The sequence below is a fragment of the Actinoplanes sp. OR16 genome (assembly GCF_004001265.1).
In the GTDB taxonomy this organism is placed as follows: Bacteria; Actinomycetota; Actinomycetes; order Mycobacteriales; family Micromonosporaceae; genus Actinoplanes.
The window spans coordinates 894537-912261 of the sequence record NZ_AP019371.1; the positions used below are offsets into that span (position 1 = coordinate 894537).

Here is a 17725-nt window from a genome sequence, read left to right on the forward strand (position 1 = left end):
CTTGTTGTCGGATATAGCGGATTTTATCGGGATTCACCGGTCGCGCATCGGGTGCTGCCGCTCACTGTCGCCGTGCTCGTCATCGATTTCGCCGGCGGGGCCCGGATGGTGTCGGGGTGCGGTTCGGGGCCTGCCGTCTGCTCCGAGGAAGTGTGGGGCACGGAGTCACCGTCGGCTTGACGCCTGCCGGGGTGGCCGCGCTGCTCGGGATGCCGATGCGGGAACTGGCAGGCCGGACGGTCCCGTTGGCGGCGGTCGTGGGCTCGGACGACGAACTTCTGGCATCGATGCTCGCGTCGTCGGGGTCGTGGCGGGAGCGGTTCGCCGTGCTGGATCGGTGGCTGCGGTCACGTCTGGCCAGTGGGATGGTTCCTAGACCGGACATATCCGATATTTCCGTCATGGCAGGCTGGCGGATCTTGCAAAGGGAGCGGGCCGGCGAGGCGGCTGCGGGGCGGGCCGGGACGGGAAGTGGTGGGGCGGGACGGGTCGGGGCGACCGCTGCCGCGCTCGGGATCAGCCGGCGGCGGCTGGAGTCGCTCTTTCAGCGTGAAGTCGGCATCACGCCGGGCATGGTGGCGCGGACCGCCCGCTTTCAGCGCGCTGTCCGGATGCTCGCGGCGGGCACGGCTCTGCCGCGGGTGGCGGCCGATTCCGGGTACGCCGACCAGCCGCACCTCACCAGGGAAGTCCATGCCCTTTCCGGCCTCACGCCGGCGATGCTCAGGGCCGGGCTCGCGCGTTCGTTCAAGACACCGGAGCGGGTCGGTTCGTAGCGTCACCGCCATGACGAGACGGACAGCAGTCGTCACCGGCGGCTCGCGGGGTATCGGGCGGGCCGTGGTGCGCCGGCTCACCAGGGACGGCGTCCGGGTCGTGGTCACCTACCGCACGTCCGACGATGCCGCCGCCGAGCTGTCCGCGGAGACCGGCGCCGAAGCCGTCCGCTGCGACCAGGCCGACCTGTCCACGCTGCCCGCCGTGTTCGCGTCGGTGGCCGGCGGCCTGGACATCCTGGTCAACAACGCGGCGGTGAACGACCCGAAGCCGATCGCCGGCCTCACCCCCGGCGACTTCGACCGCGTCATGGCCGTGAACGCGAAGTTCCCGCTCTTCGCCATCCAGGCCGCGATCCCACTGCTCCGGTCCCCCGGCCGCATCATCAACATCTCGACGCTGAACACGGTGATCCCCGCGCCCGGCGGTTCGCTCTACGGCGCCAGCAAGGCGGCCCTCGAACAGTTCACCGCCGTGGCAGCCCGCGAACTGGCCGCCCGCGGCATCACCGTCAACACGGTGTCCCCCGGCGCCACCGAGACCGACCTGTTGCACGCGACGAATCCCCCCGCGGCCCTGCCGCCGACGATCGCCGCCACGGCGCTGGGCCGGCTGGGCCGCCCCGAGGACATCGCGGCGGTGGTCGCGTACTTGACCACCCCGGATGCGGACTGGCTGACCGGTCAGAACATCCGCGCCACCGGAGGCCTCCTGCTCTGACCCGGGACTGAGAGGAGAAGGAAGGCTCTTTAAAGGACGAAAGCGTCGGTCCAGAGCTGCCGTGAGCGGCCGGAGAGGGCTTCCATGAGGCCGACCGCCTGGCTGTCGGTGAGGCCCGCCACGAAGTCGACGACCGCGCGGCCGCGAGCCCGGCCGATGCGTTCCGGGGTGCCGGGCGGGAGTTCGGCCTCGGCGAGCTCGACCAGGTCGCGGAGGCGGCGCGGGAGGCGTTGTTCCTCGTCGGGGTCGGTGAGCCAGGCCAGGAGGGCCTCGACGAGGGAGGCGAGGAGGCGGGCCTGGCCGCGCTGATGCAGGGCCAGGTCGGGACGTTCCAGGACGAACCGGTTCTGCACGAACTTGAGGATCTGCACCTCGTGCCACTGCGCCCGGGCCAGCTGTACGTGACCGCTCCGGATCGCCGGCTGGCCGATCAGCTCGATGGAGTCGACGAGGCGGCGGGTCCAGTTCGCGGAGAACGCCGCCACGCGCGCCTCGGCCTCGATCGAGCCGTCGAACGGCCTGGCCAGCAGGCCGTCGACCAGTTCGGCGCGGACCAGTTCGACGGCACTGGCGAACGCGTCGTCGTCGGCGATCCAGCCGTCCTTGCGGTGCAGCTGGCGGCGGAGAGACTCGATCGCGCCGCCTGCCCGGTTCAGATCAGTCTCGTGGCCCCAGCGCTGCCAGGCCATCAGTTCGGCCGCCACGGCGCCCTGCTGGAGAACGCCGACGCGGTGGACGTCCTCGAGATCATGGATGGCGTAGGCGATGTCGTCGGCGGTGTCCATCACCGAGGCCTCGACGGTCTGCTGCCAGTCGGCGACCCGGCCGGTGAAGGGGGCCCGCGCAGCCCGCATATCCGAAATCTCCGTGGAATACGCCCCGAACTTGAGCGACCCGCCATCGGGATCGTCCGGGACGACAGCGGCGCCCCGCGGCGCCGGATCCATGAAACGCGGGTGCGGGTCGGGGTGTTCGCGCCTCGTCCACGGGTATTTCAGGATCGCCGCCCGAACGGCGTTCGTCAGATTCAGACCGATTGTCGCCTGGCCCCGGACCTCGGTGCTCGTCACGATCCGATACGACTGGGCATTGCCCTCGAACCCGTCCCGCAGCCGCAGTCGATGCCGCGCGAGACCGTCGAGAACCCGCTCGCCGAGATGCCCGAACGGCGGGTGTCCGAGATCGTGAGCCAGGGCGGCGGCCTCCACGACATCCGGATCACAGCCACCCAGTTTGTCGGTCAGATCCGGATTCGCCGCGACAAGGCGTTCCGCTATCGCCCGCCCGACCTGCGCCACCTTGAGGCTGTGGGTGAGCCGGTTGTGCACGAGCAGGCCCGCCCCGCCCGGACTGATCACCTGAGTGACACCGGCGAGACGGGCCAGGAACGGCGAGCTGACGATCCGGTCCCGGTCCACCCGGTAGGGGCTCGACGCGAGGTCGCCCGGGGCTACGAGACTGTCGCCGAAGAGGCGCTGAGCACGGGGATCGTCCATGCCCGGGAGGTTATCGCGCCCTTTCTACCGGGACTGCAGGGCGTCCAGCGCGACGGCCATCGCCACGACCAGCCGGCGGTCCAGGTGCGGGTCATGGATGGTCACCGCGAACCGATCCCGCAGGCCCCACTTGCGCACCACGGAGAACGCCGGGCGGTCACCGATGACGAAGTCGAAGTGGTAGGGCAGCCACGACAGCTCGTCGATGAAGCGGCGCAGGATCGCGACGAACTGGCTGCGCTCCTGGCCGACCATCTCGGCGTATCCGGGCTGCTCCAGCACCCACGTGGAACGCAGCAGCGAGGCCGCGAAGCTCTTCCTGAACAGGCCGATCGGCTGGCCGTACGCGTCCGTCACGTCGTAGGTGGCGCCCAGGTCGATCACCTGGCGGGCCTTGAACCCGAGCAGCGGGGTCTGCTTGGTGTCGTCGGTGTAGAGGGTCACCTGCTCCTTGAAGGCGAGCCGTTTCTGCTGGGCGAACGCCAGCACGCCGGCCTCACCGCCGTCCGGGCCGACGGCGTGCACCTCGTACTGGTTGACCATGAACCGGATGCGCTGCCGGACGATGAGACTGTGCTGGGCCTGAAGGGTGTCGAGCGTCACGCCGCGAGTGTTTCATGCGGTCTCGGTGGTCGCGCGCGCCCGTTGGCGTTCAGACTGTGAGGATGGCGAAGCGACCGCGTACCCGTACCGTGTTGGCACTGGCTCTGGGCGCCGCGGCGGTGTGGGCCGCCCGCGACATCCCCCGGCAGATCGGCGGGAAGTCCCGCGGTGATCGCCGCAGCCGGGTGGAGGCGTCGCCACAGTTCTCCGAAGGTAAATTCCGCAACACGGTGCCCGCCACGATGCTCGCCGCCGCGTCGATGCCGAAGGTCTTCGCCGCCACGCTGACCGGCCGCGAGGCCCGCCACCCGCACCAGCCGATCCCGCTGGTCACGCCGGCGCCCGGCCTGGACGCGACCGGGCTGCACGTCACCTGGTACGGCCACTCCTCGGCGCTCGTCGAGATCGAGGGCCGGCGCATCCTGCTCGACCCGGTCTGGAGCGACCGCTGCTCGCCGTCCCGCATCACCGGCCCGCGCCGCCTGCACGAGCCGCCGCTGCCACTGCGGGAGCTGCCCCCGCTGGACGCCGTGCTGATCTCCCACGACCACTACGACCACCTCGACATGGTCACCATCCAGAACCTCGTCGACCTGCAGGCCGCGCCCTTCCTGGTGCCGCTCGGCGTCGGCGCCCACCTGGAACGCTGGGGCGTCCCGCCGACCCGCATCATCGAGCTCGACTGGAACGAGAAGGCCAAGGTCAACGGCATCGAGCTGGTGGCGACGCCGGCCCGGCACTTCTCCGGCCGCGGCTTCAACCGTGACGAGACGCTCTGGGCGAGCTGGGCGATCCTCGGCCCGACCCGCAAGGTCTTCTATTCCGGCGACACCGGGTACTTCCCGGGATTCGCCGAGATCGGCGAGGAATACGGACCGTTCGACGCCACCCTCGTGCAGGTGGGCGCCTACGGGGACGCCTGGCCGGACATCCACATGCTGCCCGAGGACGGCGTCGCCGTGCACGTCGACGTCCGCGGCGGCCTGATGATCCCGGTGCACTGGGCCACCTTCAACCTCGCCCTGCACGACTGGTCCGAGCCCGCCGACCGCACCTGGCGCGAGGCGAAAGCACGCGACGTCCGCCTCGCCATCCCCCGCCCCGGCGAGCGCGTCGACGTCGACAACCCGCCGCCGGTCGACGGTTGGTGGCAGCAGATCGCTTGAGTATTCAGCCGGCCAGGTGGAAGCCTGCCGCCAGCAGGCCTATCAGCAGAACGGCTATCGCCGTCGCTAATCGGACGGTGTGCAGCCACGCCCTTCGGCGGTTGGTGCGCAGCCCTTCTTTGGCCGCTGTCACCTCGTGCCAGGCCGCCTTGCACCGGCCCAGGCGATAGGCGATCGCCAGCAGGCCGCCGGCGGTCACGGCGACGCTCAGATACCTCATGGGAACCCCCTGGAAAGTGGTGAACAGCCAGTCTGGGCTGACGTCACCAGAACAATCCAGGGGATAGCACGGCATATACCGGCAAAAAGGAAACGGCCGGGTACGAACCTATCTGTCGCTTATCAGTCAGTGGATGCGTCCGGCTTTTCCGGGGAGGAAGCGGGCACACAGACGGTCACCGCGCCGGGAACCACTTCGGCGGTGAACTTCCGCGTCTTGGCCCGAGCGCCACCGTCGAGCTCGTATTCGAGCTTGGACTCCAGCTTCACGTCGACACGCCGCGCCCGGGTCATCCGGACGAACGGCGAATCATCCGAACGCCCCACCGCCATGGTCCCGAGCGCCCGCGCCCACTGCAGAGCCCCCTGCGCCGTGGCGACTCCGACATCCAGCCATCCGTCGTCCGGCGCTGCGTCGTCGAAGGCCTTGATCCCACCGGTGATCGTCCCGACGTTGCCGATCAGCACACAGCTGGCCTCGTCGTCGAACCAGTCGGTGCCGTCCACCTTGATCTTCGCGTGGGGCGCCTCGCCGTTGACGTGGCGGATGCCGGTCCAGACGTACGACAGTTTGCCGAGCCGATCCTTCAACGCGCCGTCGGCATCCTTGATCATCGCGCCGTCGAAGCCGACACCGGCCATCACGGCGAAGTGCTCGCCGCCCAGCAGTCCGAGATCGAAGCGATGCCTATCGCCGTGGAAGGCGATCTCCACGGCTTTCTCGAGGTCCTCGGGGATTCCCAGATTGGTGGCGAACAGGTTCCCCGTACCGGCCGGCATGATCGCGACCGGGATCTTGCTGCCGCCCTTGGTGGACGCGAGGACGTCGAGCGACCGCTGGACCATCCCGTCACCACCCCAGATGATCAGCAGGTCGACGCCGGCCTCGACGGCCTTGCGGACCTGCTTGGGGGCTTTGCGGCTCTTCGGGACCTCGAACCAGAGCAGCTCGTCGACACCCTGGCCGGTGACGCGCCGGCGCAGTTCGTCGAGTCCGCCACCGAGGGTCTTCCGCTGGTGGGCAACGACGGCGATGGTGCGGGGGGTACGCATATCGCCGCCGTACCCAGAACAGCCGAACCGTGAAACAGGTCGATCAGAGGAACCCGAACCGGCGGCGCTTCTTCCGCCCGAACATGCTCTGCAACGTGTCGGCGCCCTGCCGCAGCATGCGGGTGCCGCGGCTGCTGGAGCCCCGGCGGCGGTCGATCGTGTCGCTCAGCTTGCGAGCGCCGGCAGCGCTGAGCGGGACAAGGATGGCGGTCAGAATCAGTTTGCGGGCGAAGTTCCAGATCATGTCTGTCTGCATACCCAGAAAGCGGGATCAACTCACCGTGTCACGCATCCGCTGCTCGGCCACCGCGCTGCGGATCACCATGAGCCGCAGCTCCAGCTCGTCGGCGACGATCGAGGCGAGATGCTCGAGGGCCTTGAGCTGCCGCTGGTTGGCATCCCTCGGCCGACTGTCGATCACGTTGACGGTGCCGAGGCGGTACCCGTCGTGGGTCCGGATCGGCGCCGCGGCGTAGAACCGCAGGCCGAGTTCGCCCCGGACCAGCGGGTGGTCGAGCGTGCGCGCGTCGACGGCCGCGTTGTTGATCACGTAGACGTCGTCCTGGGCGATCACCGAGGCGCAGAGCCCTGGTTCCTTGCCGACCTCGCGGACACCGGGCAGCCCCTGGCAGGCAGCCAGCCAGACCCGGTCCTGCTCGACCAGGGAGACCGTCGCGATCGGAGTCTCGAAGATCGCGCCGGCCACGAAGGCGATCCGGTCGTACGCGTCCTCGACCGGCTGATCCACCATGCGATAACGGCGGACGGCCGCGAGCCGGGCCTCCTCGCTGTCGCGGGGGCCGACGTTGTCAAGATATTCGTAGGCGTTAGACGACGCTGTCATGGACGACAGCCTATGTCCTGACGACGCGGAGAAGTCGCACAGCGGGTCAGTCAAAAAAGGTCAGAATCGCGCGAACGATCGCACCGGCATCCGCGGGCCGAACTTCGGAGCACCGATCCCGCCGAGCGCGAACAGCTCGCACACCCGGCCTCGGTGACCGCGGAACGGTTCGAGCAGTTCCAGCATCCGCGCGTCGGTCCCCCGGGTCTCGCCGGCCAGTGCCCACGCCACCGTGTTGGGGATGTGGAAGTCGCCGACGCTCACCGCGTCCGGATCGCCGAACGCGTAGCGCACCACCTCGGCGGCGGTCCACGGCCCGATGCCGGGCAACGACGTCATCCGGGTGGTCGCCTCGGCGGATCCCGAGCACTCGTCCAGCCGCCCGGCGACCTGCGCGGCCCGCAGCAGGGCCTGGGTGCGGCGCTGCTCGACGCCGAACGGGTGGAAGGCCCAGTAGGGCGTCCCGGCGATCACCGCCGGGTCGGGCGGGAGCACGAGACCCGCCGGGCCGGGCGCGGGCTCGCCGAAATGCCGGCAGATCGCCCGGTACGACCGGTGCGCCTCCTTGCCGGTCACCTTCTGCTCCAGGATCGCGCGCAGCAGCCGGGGGAAGACCTGCCCGGTCGACGGCAGCCGCACGCCGGCGAAGGTCTTGGCGAGCCGCGCGACGAGCGGGTTCGACGCGGCCAGCTCGGGGAATCCGGTGAGGTCGTCACGCAGCCCGGCGATCGCGTCGGCCCGGTCGGCCATCCAGGCGCCACCCGGTCCGTGACCGGTCGCCACCAGCTCCCCCGCGGTGCGAGCCAGGTGCAATGCCGCGGGCCCTTCCGGGGTACGCGCGGAGAGCCACAGTTCGGAGTCCCGCAGAACGGCGCAGGGATCGTGTTTCGGGACCAGCAGGGGCCGCACCGACGCGCCGAAGTGGTAACGCTCGGGCGGCGTCATCCGGCGAGTCACGGTCACCGGGCAACTATGCCACCCCGAAGCAGTGAAAGGGCAGGCCGATGGCCCTGACCTTGCTCCGGGGTCAGGGCCATCGGGCGGTGAACCGGACACCCGAGAAAGGTCCGGCCACCCGGTGCGGAGTGCCTCCCGGTGGTGGCCGGGAGGCCCGCCACTGTTTCCGTCCGGCAGGGGAAAGGACGGCCGGCCGCGCCGAAGGGGGGTCCCGGACTGTCGTCCGGTCCGGCGATGCCGAGTGGCGGTGGTCTCCGCGTTCGGTAGTGACGCTCGGTCAGCCGCGTACGCGGATCCGCACCGAGTCGAAGGCGGGGGTCTGGTTGGCGCGTTCCATCATCGGCGTGCGGTGCGAACCGTCACCGGCCCACGAGGAGCACTGGAACGTACCCGCCTCGGGCAGACCCGGCACCTGAATGTTGACGGTGTCCGGCTGCGCGCCGCCCCGGCTGTCCTCGGTCGCGACGAAGAACGCCGGGACCGGGTCGGGGGCCGGGGCCTGGTTGGTGCTCTGCAGGATCCGGCACGCGGTGTGGAAGTGACCGCGGACCAGGCCGTTCTGCAGGACGCTCGACTCCACGTAGTAACCGCCCTGGCCGGCCGCGAGGAAGCGGTCCCGGATCAGGTTGCGGGTGCTGATGGAGAGGGTGAACGGGGTGTTCACGTTGACCTGCCGCGGGGACCGGGTGATCAGCAGCGTCGGGTTGTTCGCGGCCGCGCCGACCTCACCGAACTCGGTGGAGACGCACCGGTCGCCCTTCTGGAAACCGTCGTGCGCTTCCAGGTTCGAGGTGTCGCAGCTGTTGGTCAGGATGCCCAGACCGGCGCCGGGCGGCGGGGTCGTCGGGTTCTCGGCGGGCGGCTGGGTCTCCTCCGCGGGCGGCTGCTCCTCGGCAGGCGGCTGCTCCTCCTCGGCCGGGGGCTGCTCCTCCTCGGCGGGCGGCTGGGACTCCTCGGCCGGCGGCTGCGACTCCCCACCCTCGGCGGGCGGCTGCGTCTCCTCCTCGGCCGGCTGCGACGCCTCCTCGGACGGGGCGGGGCTCTGGTTGCCCCCGTTGTTCCCACCGTTGTTGTTGCCGCCGTTGTTACCACCGTTGTTGTTCCCGCCGCCGTTGCCGCGGCGGCGAGCCTGGGTGGTCGCCTCGGTCGTGCCCTCTTCGTCGGCGACGTTGTTCATCACCCACGTGCGGCACCGGGCCCGCACCTGAGCGGCGGTGGCCACGTCGCCGGCGCCGTCGTCGGCGTGCTGGGTGACCCGGCCGTTGTTGGTGGTGTACGTCCCCTGCCGAGTCTCCGTGGAGAGGTCGACCGAGTTCGGGGCGGCCAGGTCGTCACAGGCGGCCAGAGCCCTCTTGGTGGTGCGGTCGGTGCTGGCGTTCGAGACCTGGGTGACGGTCACGATGCCGCCGAACGCGACCAGCGTGGCCGCGACGGCGATGATGCGGCGCCGACCGCTGAACCACGTCGGGGAACTGGCGCGCCGGTACTTGGACCTTCGCATGGGTGACACCTTTCTTGGTCGCCGTGGGCGAGTTAGACCTAGCGCGCCCGGAAGATGCGCATGGTCGTGATGACCCCGACAACCAGAGCGGCAGCGAGGACGAGCAGGATGACGGTGTTGCTGAGGCCGGGAATGCTCCCGCCCTCGGTGGCCGCGACCAGCATCTGGTTGTCGACCGGAACCGGGCCCTGACCGGCCGCCGCGGCCGGCGCGGGCGCCGTGGGGAGCGCCGCGTAATCGACGATGCCGCTGCTCTCCAGCAGGGTCATGTGGGTCATGACGAACTGGTTCGTCTGCTGGGCCAGCTTGCGGACCGAGTCGTTGCGCGTGGTGGCCCGGATCGTCGCGATCGCCGGGAAGATCTTGCCGTGCGCCGAGCGGAGACGGTCGATGAAGATCTGGTCGAACTGCGCGGGCGTGGCCGCCGTACGCATCTCGTTCAGCCAGCCCTGCTGGTCGCCGTTCGGCTGGTTCGGCAGGCTGATCCCGAGCTTCTTGGCGACCGCGCGGTCGAGGTTGTCGAGCGCCACGTGCTGCTCGGCGATCGACTTCCCGACCTTCGCGACCGTCGTGTTCTCGGACTTCTCCTGGGCCATGTTGCCGGCCGGGATCTCCCAGAGGCCGGCGAGCCGGACCTTGATGACGAAGTCCCGGTCGGCGGCGCTGACCACGCCGGTGCCCTTGTCGGTGAGCCCGGTGTTCGGGGGGATGGGGACCGCGTCATCGGCGTGGGCCACCCCGGCCGGCGTCATCATGAACGCCAGCGCCAGGGCCAGGGAGCCGACCAGCCATCGGGGGACACGACGGGTCTTCATCAACAACTCCAACCTCGGGTGAGTGCGATCAGTAGCTGTAGTCGCTGCCGGAGTCCTCGGACTCCTCAGCACCCGCGTCGTCCTTGGCGGGCGGTGCGACAGGCTTCGAGATCTTCGGGAGGCAGGTGAGGTTCTTGGTGCCTTCGGGGGTGATCACGAACCAGGTGCCGCTGACGTTCTGGCCCTTCCACTGGCCCGGCTTCTTGTCGCCGATGTAGCGGTAGAGCGGCCAGCCCTTGAGGGTCAGCTGCTTGGTGCCGTCCGCGCGGGTGACCGTGCCGACGAGGCTCTCGTCGACGCCGTCCAGCGAGGGCTCCCCGTCGTTGGTGAGGGCCGCCGGCCAGATCTCGGCGCAGTCGCCGTTGCAGTTCGACTTGGCCGGGTCGTCCTCGTCCTTGTCGAACCGGTAGAGGACGAAGCCGTCCTGGTCCTGAACCGTCTCGCCCATCTTCGCCACCTTGGTGGCGGTGAGCTGAGTCGTGGTCAGCTCCTCGCTGATCTCCGGCGTGTTCGCCTCGTCGCCGGGAGCGGCCTCGGCGGTGGACTCGGGGTCCGCCTCCGCTGTCGACTCCGGGTCGGCCTCGGCCTCGGCGGTGGCGCCCGGCGAGGCGGCTACCTCGTTCGACGCCGGCTCAGCCGCATTGCCGTAGTCGGCAGCCGGGGTTCCGTATCCGGCCGGGGCGCAGCCGGGCAGTGCGACCAACGCCGCGAGCGCCGCGCCGACAACCATCAACTTCCGCTTCTCCGGTACCACTGACCCTCCAGCTGATTAATGGCTCCGCCATTTCCGGCCAGTAGTACGGAGAGGGTGCGAAGTCGGTTGAACATTCGGCTCGATCAAATTGGAGAATTTTCCTTTGAACCATCCGGACGCGGTATCCGTAAGGTTCTGCCCGGCATGCGAAAAAGACCCGGCCGCGTCGGCGGCCGGGCCTTTCTGTGCTCAGACGGTTACGGAACGCGAACCAGGGTCTCCCCCGGGCCGTTGTCGGTGATCTCCTGCACCTGGAGGTGGGCGATGTCCTCCCGGGTGGTGCCGGTCACCGCCTGGAGCAGCAGCGGCGACGGGTTCGCCGCGGTGCCCCAGCCCTTCTCGCCGATGTCCCAGCTGGCGAGCAGCTCGGCGGTGCCGTCGGTGCGGACCGCGTAGAGCCCGCACTTCTTCGGGCCGGTGATGTTCGAGACGGCGAAGGACACCTGGGTACCCCAGTCCTTCGACTCCAGGCCCACGGCCATCGCCACACCGGTCCGCGCGTCCGCTCCGCTGAACGGCTCGCCGGGCAGCTCGGTGCCACCGAGGCCGACGCCGTCGGAGTTCGGTAGCGGGTCGAGCTGGCTGCTGGACCCCTGCGCCCCGGTCTCCGGCGCCTTCGCGTCGTCGCCGAGCCAGGCGCCGCCCGCGAAGAGCGCGCCGATCGAGAGCATCGCGAAGATCACGACGGCGGCGGCCAGCGAGTAGAGCCGGCGGCTGTTCGCCCGGCGGCGCTCGGCACGGACCTCACCGAGCATGTTGCCGAGCAGCTGACCGTCGCGCTCGGACTGCTCGGCGGCGATCAGCGCCTCCGCGTCGACGGTCGAGAGCACGTCCGCGACCTGGACGAAGGACTCCAGCTCGAATGCGCACTGGGGGCAGTCGATCAGGTGGTCCTCGAAGCGCGCGGCGTCACGGTCGTCGAGCACGCCGAGGGCGTACGACGCGACGTCGTAGTGCTGTTCCTGGGTCATTCCGTCACCCCCCGTTGCTGCAGAGCCGTGCGCAGCGCGCGGAGTGCGTAGTAGACCCGCGACTTCGCCGTCCCGAGCGGGAGGTTCAACGCCTCCGCCGCCTCGGGGACGGTCCGGCCACGGAAGTACGTCTCGATGAGGATCTCCCGGTGCGAGTGGCTCAGCTGTCGGAGCGCGTCCGACACCGTCATCGACTGCAGGACCTTGTCGGTCTCGTCGGACGTCGTCGGGAAACTCTCCAGCTCCCGATCGTACGTCTCCGCGGGGCGCGCGTTGGCGCTGCGGTGCTCGTCGATGGCGATGCGGCGGGCGACCGTGACGAGCCACGGCCGCAGCGACTGCTGTCCCTGCGCGCCGAGCCGGTGCGCGTTGCGCCAGGCCCGGAGCAGGGTCTCCTGCACGATGTCCTCGGCGCGCTGCCGGTCACCGCCGGTCAGCCGCAGCACGAACATCAGCAGCGGGCCCGCGTGCTCTTCGTAGAGCAGCTTGACCAGCGTGTCCTCGTGGCTCGGACTGCTGCTCGGAGCGGCTTCGTGCCGCGGCGCCTGCCGCGGGATCACTGTCCCCTCGTCGCGCGAGCTGCCACCGTCGAGAGCCTGCCACCTACCACCGGAGTGTTGCCGTGCCATCACACGCACCCTCTCCGGCGCGAGCCGATCCTCGGCCACCGCATGCATCGATACCTCCGCCCGGACCTTTCCCCGTCGCCTGTTGTACGGCCGGGAAGGGCTGCCGGGATCAATGCCGGCGCGAGATTTTCCGGGACACTCGGTCTCAACGGTCCTCCGCTGCGATCGTGGGACGGGCGGGCGCTTCCTCGGGGATCACCCTCCGTATTGATCCACGCCGATTCGGACACCAGGTAAGGCGGAATGATACTCAGTGACATCGGACCGGAGACATGTCTCTGAGAATAATTCTCCCGTACGCGGGAGAGCGTGATCTCGCAGCGTGAACCTACGATTTCGTAGCGTCGATCGGATCGCGTAACAAGTGGTCAAAGGCACCGTCCGAGAACCGTTCGGGTGACCCCGGAATGCCACTCGTACCCAATTATTCGCCAGCCGTCGGGAGCGCTCCCATTTCCCGATGGCGCTGCTAGGACGCTTTCGCGGCGCTTTGCCGATCATGTGCCCGGTCGGCACTCGTGGTCAACTTCGCGCTTTCTGGAAACGACGCTGTCCACGTGCACACAGCGGTCCCACGACCCGGGACCGATGATCAAGAAGTGAGACGGGTACGCGCGGTCTCCCGTGCGAGGGCCCGATGCAGCACCCGGGCGTCCCCGAGCATCCCGCGCAACCGCCGCTCCAGCCCCGCGATCGGCACCAGGTTCTGCGGCGCGCGGGGATCCTTGTACGCCGACGACGCCAGCCGCGGCAGCGTCGCCCCGGACAGGTCGGCCAGCTCGATCGCCTGATCCGGGCTCAGCTCCGGCGAGCACTCCACCCGCACCACACCCGACCACGGCGCCCCGGACGAGCCGGGGAGACGGAGGTACCACGTCCAGCCGCCGAAGACCGACAGGATCTGGAAGACCGGCGTCCGCTGCCCGGGTCGCAGCCGCGGCACCACCGCCTGCTGCGCGGCCGGGAGGTACTGCTTCTGCTGGGTCTTCACATAGCCGATCGTGCGGGGCAGCTGACGCCGGTTCCGCAGAGGACCGTCCACGATGAGCAGGTCGGCGCCGTCCGAGCCGCCGTCCCGGGCCGCCGCCGAGATCTCGATCTCCAGAGCGGTCAGCGGCGGCTGCACGGCGGCGGGCAGCTTGCTCGCCTCCCCGGTGCCGCTGACCCGGTGGATCTCGTAGCGCACCGAGCCGGCGTTCAACTCCTCCATGGACGGGCTGGCCGTGAACAGCCCTCGGGCGACGCGAGCCGCGGCCAGCTCGGCCAGACCACGGCCGAGGTCGCAACGGACCACACCGGCGGCGTAGGAGGCGGCGAGCCCGGGATAGGAGGTGCCGTCCTCCTCGGCGGTCCAGAGCTGCGCGTCGTTGCGGCGCACGCCGTCGACCAGGAACACCACGTCGGGCGCCCGGACCGCGGTCGGCACGTCGATCGGCGCCCACTCGGCCCCCGGCACCTCCACGTCGACGTCGACCTGCTGGGAACTGGACGACGCCGGCCCGTCGCCGCCCTCCCCGCCCTCGTACGACGAGCCGTAGGAGGGATCCCACGCGTCCACGAACACCCTGGTCATAGGCCTGACCTCTCGACGTGCGCGGTCCGCGCGTCCTTGTGCACCTCGAACCGGACCGGCACCCGCTCGGCCAGGGCCTGCACGTGGGTGACCAGCCCGACCATCCGGTCGCCGCGGGCAGCGAGGTTCTCCAGCGTGGCGGCGACGACGTCGAGGGTCGCCGCGTCCAGGGTGCCGAAGCCCTCGTCCAGCACGATCGACTCCAGGCTGGCCGCCGTCGTGCTCATCCCGGCCAGCTGCTCGGAGAGGGCCAGGGCCAGGGCCAGCGAGGCCTGGAACGTCTCGCCGCCGGAGAGCGTGCGCACCCCGCGCTTGAGCCCGGCGTCGTGGTGGTCCACGACGAAGAACTCGCCCTTGTCGTGGATCAGCTCGTACTGCCCGTTGGTCAGCTCGCGGAGGATCCCGGAGGCGCCGTCGACCAGCAGATCGAGCGCCTCCTCGAGGAGCCAGCGCTCGAAGTTGTTCGCCCGCAGGTGACCGGCGAGCGACTTCGCCACCCGGCTCTGCCGCTGCAGGTCGTTGCGCTGTTCCGCCGCGTCGTTCGCCTGCCGGCGGCGCTCGTCGAGCCGCTTCCAGGCCGCCTCGGCACGCTCCACGGCGACCGCCGCGGCCCGGATCAGCCCGGCCTCGTCGCCGGAGGAGACGGTGAGGTCGGCGTCGGTGAAGAACGCCACGATCCGGCCGTGGGCACGGACCGTCGAGGTATGCGCGGCGTCGACGGCCGCGTCCGCCTCGGCCCGGGCGGTGAGCCGGGCCTCGTGCTCGCCACGGGCCCAGCCGACCAACGCGGCCCAGGCGCCGGCCAGGTCGTCCCGGTCGGCCGGCGGCGGGACGAACCGGGCCAGGCCGTCGCGGACCGTGTCGAACGTGCGCCACGCCGCCCGCTGCTGCTCCTCGGCGGCGCGGACCGCCGCCTGGGCCGTGCGGTGCGACTCCCGGGCCGTGCGGACCGCCGTCGCCGCTTCCTCCAGCCGGCCTTGGAGCACGCCCAGCTCGGCGAGCCGCGCCCGGACCGCGTCCAGGTCGGGCAGGCCGGCGACGGCCGCCCGCACCTCGGCGAGGCGGGACCGATGATGTTCGTACTGACCGCGTTTGCGTTCGAGGTCGCTCTCCACGTTGCGGGCCACGGCGTCGCGTTCCCGCCAGCGGGCCGCCGCCGACTCGGCCGCCGTCTTCGCCGCGTTGCCGGCCGCCTCGGCGAGCCGGACCGCCGACTCCTGCGGCACCTCGGGGACGACGGTGACCGTCTGCTCGCAGACCGGGCACTCGTGACCGGCCACCAGGTGACCGCGCAGGGCGGCAGCGCGGTCCCGCTGCTGGGCGTCCCGGTAGTCCTGCCGGGCCTGTTCCAGCAGCTGCTGCGCGCCGGTGTGCTCGGCCTGGGCCAGCTCGGCGGCGGAGAGCGCGTCGCGGTACTCCACCTCGGCCACCGACACCTTGCCGGCGAACCAGTCCTCCTGCTCGACGAGGCGCTGCAGCTCGGTGTGCCGGTCCAGCATCAGCCGCAGTGTGCCGGCGTCCCCGGCGGCCGCGAGCTCGCCACGGATCTTCTCCTCGGCCTCCTCGGCCTCGTGCACCGTCTTCGCCGCCTGCTCCGCGGCGGCACGGGCCGCGGTGGTCGCCCCGGTCGCCTCGTCGAGGTTCTCCGGGGTACGCACGGAGCTCAGCGATTGCAGCTCGGCGTCGATCGTGTCCCTCGCCGCCACCGCGGTCTTCTCGGACTCGCGGGCGGCGCGGAGCCCCGGGACGGCGGCCTCGACGGCACGGGTCAGCTCGCGCATCCGGTCCAGCCGGGCGGCGGCCTCCTCGACCGCCTCGTCCGTGGCGTCGGTGAGCGCCTCCAGCTGCTGCTCCACCACGGAGAGCTTGGCCTCCGCGGTCTTGCCCCGCTCGGACGCCTGCACCTGCACCTTCTCGTAGACGTGCAGGCCGAGCAGGTTGACCAGGATCTGCTGACGGGTGGCCGGCTTCGCGTGCAGGAAGTCGGCGAACTGCCCCTGCGGCAGCACCACGCAACTGGTGAACTGCTCGTAGGGCAGGCCGACCGCGTCCAGGATCGCGCCGTCCATCTCGGCCGGGGTGCCGGCCAGGGCCTCGCCGAGGTCTTCCAGGTCCATGCCGGTGTCGAGCTTCGTGACGTCGAACCCGGCCGGCATCAGCTGCAGGCCGGCGCCGGCGGTCTTGACGTTGCCACGGCCGTCCCGGCGTACGACGCGGGTGGCGACATATCGATCGCCGGCCGACTCGAAGCAGAGCCGCACCCGGGCCTCGGTGGCCGACGGGGCGAGCGCGTTGGCGATCCCGCGGGCGCCACCCCACCGCGGCACCGTGCCGTAGAGGGCGAAGCAGATCGCGTCGAGCACCGTCGACTTGCCCGAGCCGGTCGGGCCGACCAGGACGAAGTAGTCGGCGTCGGTGAAGTCCACGGTGGTCGGGTCACGGAAGACCGTGAAGCCGGCCATGTCGAGCCTCAGTGGCCTCATTGGTTGCTGCTCACCTCGTCGTAGAGCTCGTCGAAGAGCTCGCGGACGCCCTCCTCGGCGTTCCCGCGATTGTCCAGGTAGTCGCCGAAGAGCTCACGCGGGGAACGGCCGGCCCGCTCCGCCGAGCGCTTGCCGGAAGTGTTCGGCAGCATGTCCGGGTCGATGCGCACCTCCAGCGCGTTCGGCAGGAGCTCCTGCACGTCCTCGCGGAGGCCCGGGCGGGGCGCCTCCCGGACCAGGACACGCAGCCAGGCCTCCGGAAGGTTCACCGTCCGCAGCTGGTCGAGGGTGCCGCGCACGGTCCGCAGGGTGAGCGCCGAGGTCACCGGCACGTCCCGGACCCGGGCGGCCTGGTCGGCGGCGACGTCGACGATCGCGACCGAGCAGACGTTCTCCTCCTCGCCGAAGTCGACGGCGAGCGGGCTGCCGCTGTACCGCGTCGGGCACGGCGAGATGATCTGCTGGGTGCGGTGCAGGTGGCCGAGAGCGACGTAGTGCGCGTTCGGCGGGAAGACGGTGGCCGGGACCGCGTAGCCCATGATGGTGTGCGCCTCCCGCTCGCCGCCGCCGGTGCTCGCCCCGACGATCGTCAGGTGGGCGGTGAGCAGGTTGACGACGCCCGGCTCCGCGAACGGCTCGCTCAGCTTGGCGATCAGGCGGGCGACCAGATCGGCGTACGTCTGGTTCGCCTCGGCGGCGGACAGCTCGTACATCTCGGCGGCCCGGATCGCGTATCTCTGGGAGAGGAACGGCATCGCCACGAGCCGCCACCTCTCACCGCTCGCGGTCGTGCCCTCGATCAGAAGATCCTTGAGACCCTCCTTGGGGTACGACCCGCGCAGCTCGATGCCGGCCGCGTCGGCCCACGGTCGCAGCGCGTCGAGAGCCGCGCCGTTGTCGTGGTTGCCGCCGATCGCCACCACCCGCGCGCCGGTCTTGCGCAGCGCGGAGAGCGCCCGGGTGACGAGCCGGGTCGCGTCAGGTGTCGGCGCCGCCGTGTCGTAGAGGTCACCGGCCACGATCACCAAGTCCGGTTGCTCCGCCTTGGCGATCTCGATCACCTGAGCGAGCACGCGCTTGTGCTCCTCTTGCCGGTTGCGGCCCTTCAGGACCTTGCCGACGTGCCAGTCGGAGGTGTGCAGGATGCGCATCGCGAAACCTTAG

The 17725-nt window shown here is 70.5% G+C and carries 18 protein-coding genes; 3 read left to right on the plus strand and 15 right to left on the minus strand.

Features of this window, described 5'->3' with window-relative positions; translation table 11 throughout:
* Nucleotides 1-176 precede the first annotated feature (176 nt).
* Together EP757_RS04005 and EP757_RS04010 are read left to right on the plus strand one after the other, a co-directional pair.
* Nucleotides 177-776 carry a helix-turn-helix domain-containing protein gene (locus EP757_RS04005; protein ID WP_146002939.1) on the plus strand — a complete coding sequence of 200 codons (600 nt, stop codon included), beginning with the start codon at nucleotides 177-179 and terminating at the stop codon, nucleotides 774-776.
* A 10-nt stretch (nucleotides 777-786) separates the two neighbouring features.
* Entirely contained in the window at nucleotides 787-1497 is a 711-nt protein-coding gene (locus tag EP757_RS04010) for an SDR family NAD(P)-dependent oxidoreductase (RefSeq protein WP_127542850.1), read from the plus strand.
* 29 nt (nucleotides 1498-1526) lie between these two features.
* Here EP757_RS04010 and EP757_RS04015 read toward each other — a convergent pair whose 3' ends face one another.
* Both EP757_RS04015 and EP757_RS04020 read right to left on the minus strand, forming a co-directional pair.
* Nucleotides 1527-2993, minus strand: coding sequence for a deoxyguanosinetriphosphate triphosphohydrolase family protein (locus EP757_RS04015; RefSeq protein WP_127542851.1), 1467 nt, complete (start codon nucleotides 2991-2993; stop codon nucleotides 1527-1529).
* 24 nt (nucleotides 2994-3017) lie between these two features.
* Nucleotides 3018-3536 (minus strand): hypothetical protein, encoded by a 519-nt coding sequence (locus tag EP757_RS04020; RefSeq protein WP_370457846.1) that lies wholly within the window; start codon nucleotides 3534-3536, stop codon nucleotides 3018-3020.
* Nucleotides 3537-3658: 122 nt separating this feature from the next.
* Between EP757_RS04020 and EP757_RS04025 the strand changes: the two genes are divergently transcribed.
* Complete coding sequence (locus tag EP757_RS04025; protein ID WP_127542853.1) at nucleotides 3659-4762, plus strand: MBL fold metallo-hydrolase; 1104 nt, start codon at nucleotides 3659-3661, stop codon at nucleotides 4760-4762.
* A 4-nt stretch (nucleotides 4763-4766) separates the two neighbouring features.
* Here EP757_RS04025 and EP757_RS04030 read toward each other — a convergent pair whose 3' ends face one another.
* The 13 genes from EP757_RS04030 to EP757_RS04090 all read right to left on the minus strand — a co-directional run bounded on the left by EP757_RS04030 (nucleotide 4767) and on the right by EP757_RS04090 (nucleotide 17712).
* The gene (locus EP757_RS04030) at nucleotides 4767-4982 is read right to left on the minus strand and encodes a hypothetical protein (RefSeq protein ID WP_127542854.1); all 216 of its coding nucleotides are present in this window, start codon (nucleotides 4980-4982) and stop codon (nucleotides 4767-4769) included.
* Between the two features lie 122 nt (nucleotides 4983-5104).
* A complete protein-coding gene (locus EP757_RS04035; protein ID WP_127542855.1) occupies nucleotides 5105-6034 on the minus strand; it encodes a diacylglycerol kinase family protein in 930 nt (309 codons plus the stop codon).
* A gap of 43 nt (nucleotides 6035-6077) precedes the next feature.
* A complete protein-coding gene (locus tag EP757_RS04040; RefSeq protein WP_127542856.1) occupies nucleotides 6078-6278 on the minus strand; it encodes a hypothetical protein in 201 nt (66 codons plus the stop codon).
* Between the two features lie 27 nt (nucleotides 6279-6305).
* The gene (locus tag EP757_RS04045; RefSeq protein WP_127542857.1) at nucleotides 6306-6878 is read right to left on the minus strand and encodes a GAF domain-containing protein; all 573 of its coding nucleotides are present in this window, start codon (nucleotides 6876-6878) and stop codon (nucleotides 6306-6308) included.
* 60 nt (nucleotides 6879-6938) lie between these two features.
* Nucleotides 6939-7823: a DNA-3-methyladenine glycosylase gene (locus tag EP757_RS04050; protein WP_232050628.1), complete on the minus strand. Its 885-nt coding sequence runs from the start codon at nucleotides 7821-7823 to the stop codon at nucleotides 6939-6941.
* A 289-nt stretch (nucleotides 7824-8112) separates the two neighbouring features.
* The gene (locus tag EP757_RS04055; RefSeq protein ID WP_127542859.1) at nucleotides 8113-9336 is read right to left on the minus strand and encodes a Pecanex-like protein 1; all 1224 of its coding nucleotides are present in this window, start codon (nucleotides 9334-9336) and stop codon (nucleotides 8113-8115) included.
* A 38-nt stretch (nucleotides 9337-9374) separates the two neighbouring features.
* Nucleotides 9375-10151 (minus strand): DUF4142 domain-containing protein, encoded by a 777-nt coding sequence (locus EP757_RS04060; protein ID WP_127542860.1) that lies wholly within the window; start codon nucleotides 10149-10151, stop codon nucleotides 9375-9377.
* Nucleotides 10152-10179: 28 nt separating this feature from the next.
* Entirely contained in the window at nucleotides 10180-10881 is a 702-nt protein-coding gene (locus EP757_RS04065; protein ID WP_174262509.1) for a hypothetical protein, read from the minus strand.
* 221 nt (nucleotides 10882-11102) lie between these two features.
* Nucleotides 11103-11876, minus strand: coding sequence for a zf-HC2 domain-containing protein (locus EP757_RS04070; protein ID WP_127542862.1), 774 nt, complete (start codon nucleotides 11874-11876; stop codon nucleotides 11103-11105).
* A complete protein-coding gene (locus EP757_RS04075) occupies nucleotides 11873-12553 on the minus strand; it encodes a sigma-70 family RNA polymerase sigma factor (RefSeq protein WP_127542863.1) in 681 nt (226 codons plus the stop codon). Before EP757_RS04075 ends, EP757_RS04070 begins: the two co-directional genes overlap by 4 nt.
* A gap of 544 nt (nucleotides 12554-13097) precedes the next feature.
* Nucleotides 13098-14078, minus strand: a complete 981-nt coding sequence (locus EP757_RS04080) for a hypothetical protein (RefSeq protein ID WP_127542864.1) — start codon at nucleotides 14076-14078, stop codon at nucleotides 13098-13100.
* Nucleotides 14075-16561, minus strand: coding sequence for an AAA family ATPase (locus tag EP757_RS04085; RefSeq protein ID WP_127542865.1), 2487 nt, complete (start codon nucleotides 16559-16561; stop codon nucleotides 14075-14077). The genes EP757_RS04080 and EP757_RS04085 overlap by 4 nt, the downstream gene beginning before the upstream one ends.
* Nucleotides 16558-17712 carry an exonuclease SbcCD subunit D gene (locus EP757_RS04090; RefSeq protein WP_127542866.1) on the minus strand — a complete coding sequence of 385 codons (1155 nt, stop codon included), beginning with the start codon at nucleotides 17710-17712 and terminating at the stop codon, nucleotides 16558-16560. Before EP757_RS04090 ends, EP757_RS04085 begins: the two co-directional genes overlap by 4 nt.
* Between the last annotated feature and the right edge of the window lie 13 nt (nucleotides 17713-17725).

Bases quoted from the DNA above. Each gene is read 5' to 3' on its own strand.
- EP757_RS04060 (WP_127542860.1), bottom strand. From the start codon at position 10,151: ATGAAGACCCGTCGTGTCCCCCGATGGCTGGTCGGCTCCCTGGCCCTG.
- EP757_RS04010 (WP_127542850.1), top strand. From the start codon at position 787: ATGACGAGACGGACAGCAGTCGTCACCGGCGGCTCGCGGGGTATCGGG.
- EP757_RS04070 (WP_127542862.1), bottom strand. From the start codon at position 11,876: ATGACCCAGGAACAGCACTACGACGTCGCGTCGTACGCCCTCGGCGTG.
- EP757_RS04075 (WP_127542863.1), bottom strand. From the start codon at position 12,553: ATGCATGCGGTGGCCGAGGATCGGCTCGCGCCGGAGAGGGTGCGTGTG.
- EP757_RS04035 (WP_127542855.1), bottom strand. From the start codon at position 6,034: ATGCGTACCCCCCGCACCATCGCCGTCGTTGCCCACCAGCGGAAGACC.
- EP757_RS04055 (WP_127542859.1), bottom strand. From the start codon at position 9,336: ATGCGAAGGTCCAAGTACCGGCGCGCCAGTTCCCCGACGTGGTTCAGC.
- EP757_RS04045 (WP_127542857.1), bottom strand. From the start codon at position 6,878: ATGACAGCGTCGTCTAACGCCTACGAATATCTTGACAACGTCGGCCCC.
- EP757_RS04065 (WP_174262509.1), bottom strand. From the start codon at position 10,881: ATGGTTGTCGGCGCGGCGCTCGCGGCGTTGGTCGCACTGCCCGGCTGC.
- EP757_RS04080 (WP_127542864.1), bottom strand. From the start codon at position 14,078: ATGACCAGGGTGTTCGTGGACGCGTGGGATCCCTCCTACGGCTCGTCG.
- EP757_RS04040 (WP_127542856.1), bottom strand. From the start codon at position 6,278: ATGATCTGGAACTTCGCCCGCAAACTGATTCTGACCGCCATCCTTGTC.
- EP757_RS04085 (WP_127542865.1), bottom strand. From the start codon at position 16,561: ATGAGGCCACTGAGGCTCGACATGGCCGGCTTCACGGTCTTCCGTGAC.
- EP757_RS04015 (WP_127542851.1), bottom strand. From the start codon at position 2,993: ATGGACGATCCCCGTGCTCAGCGCCTCTTCGGCGACAGTCTCGTAGCC.
- EP757_RS04050 (WP_232050628.1), bottom strand. From the start codon at position 7,823: ATGACGCCGCCCGAGCGTTACCACTTCGGCGCGTCGGTGCGGCCCCTG.
- EP757_RS04030 (WP_127542854.1), bottom strand. From the start codon at position 4,982: ATGAGGTATCTGAGCGTCGCCGTGACCGCCGGCGGCCTGCTGGCGATC.
- EP757_RS04090 (WP_127542866.1), bottom strand. From the start codon at position 17,712: ATGCGCATCCTGCACACCTCCGACTGGCACGTCGGCAAGGTCCTGAAG.
- EP757_RS04025 (WP_127542853.1), top strand. From the start codon at position 3,659: ATGGCGAAGCGACCGCGTACCCGTACCGTGTTGGCACTGGCTCTGGGC.
- EP757_RS04020 (WP_370457846.1), bottom strand. From the start codon at position 3,536: ATGGTCAACCAGTACGAGGTGCACGCCGTCGGCCCGGACGGCGGTGAG.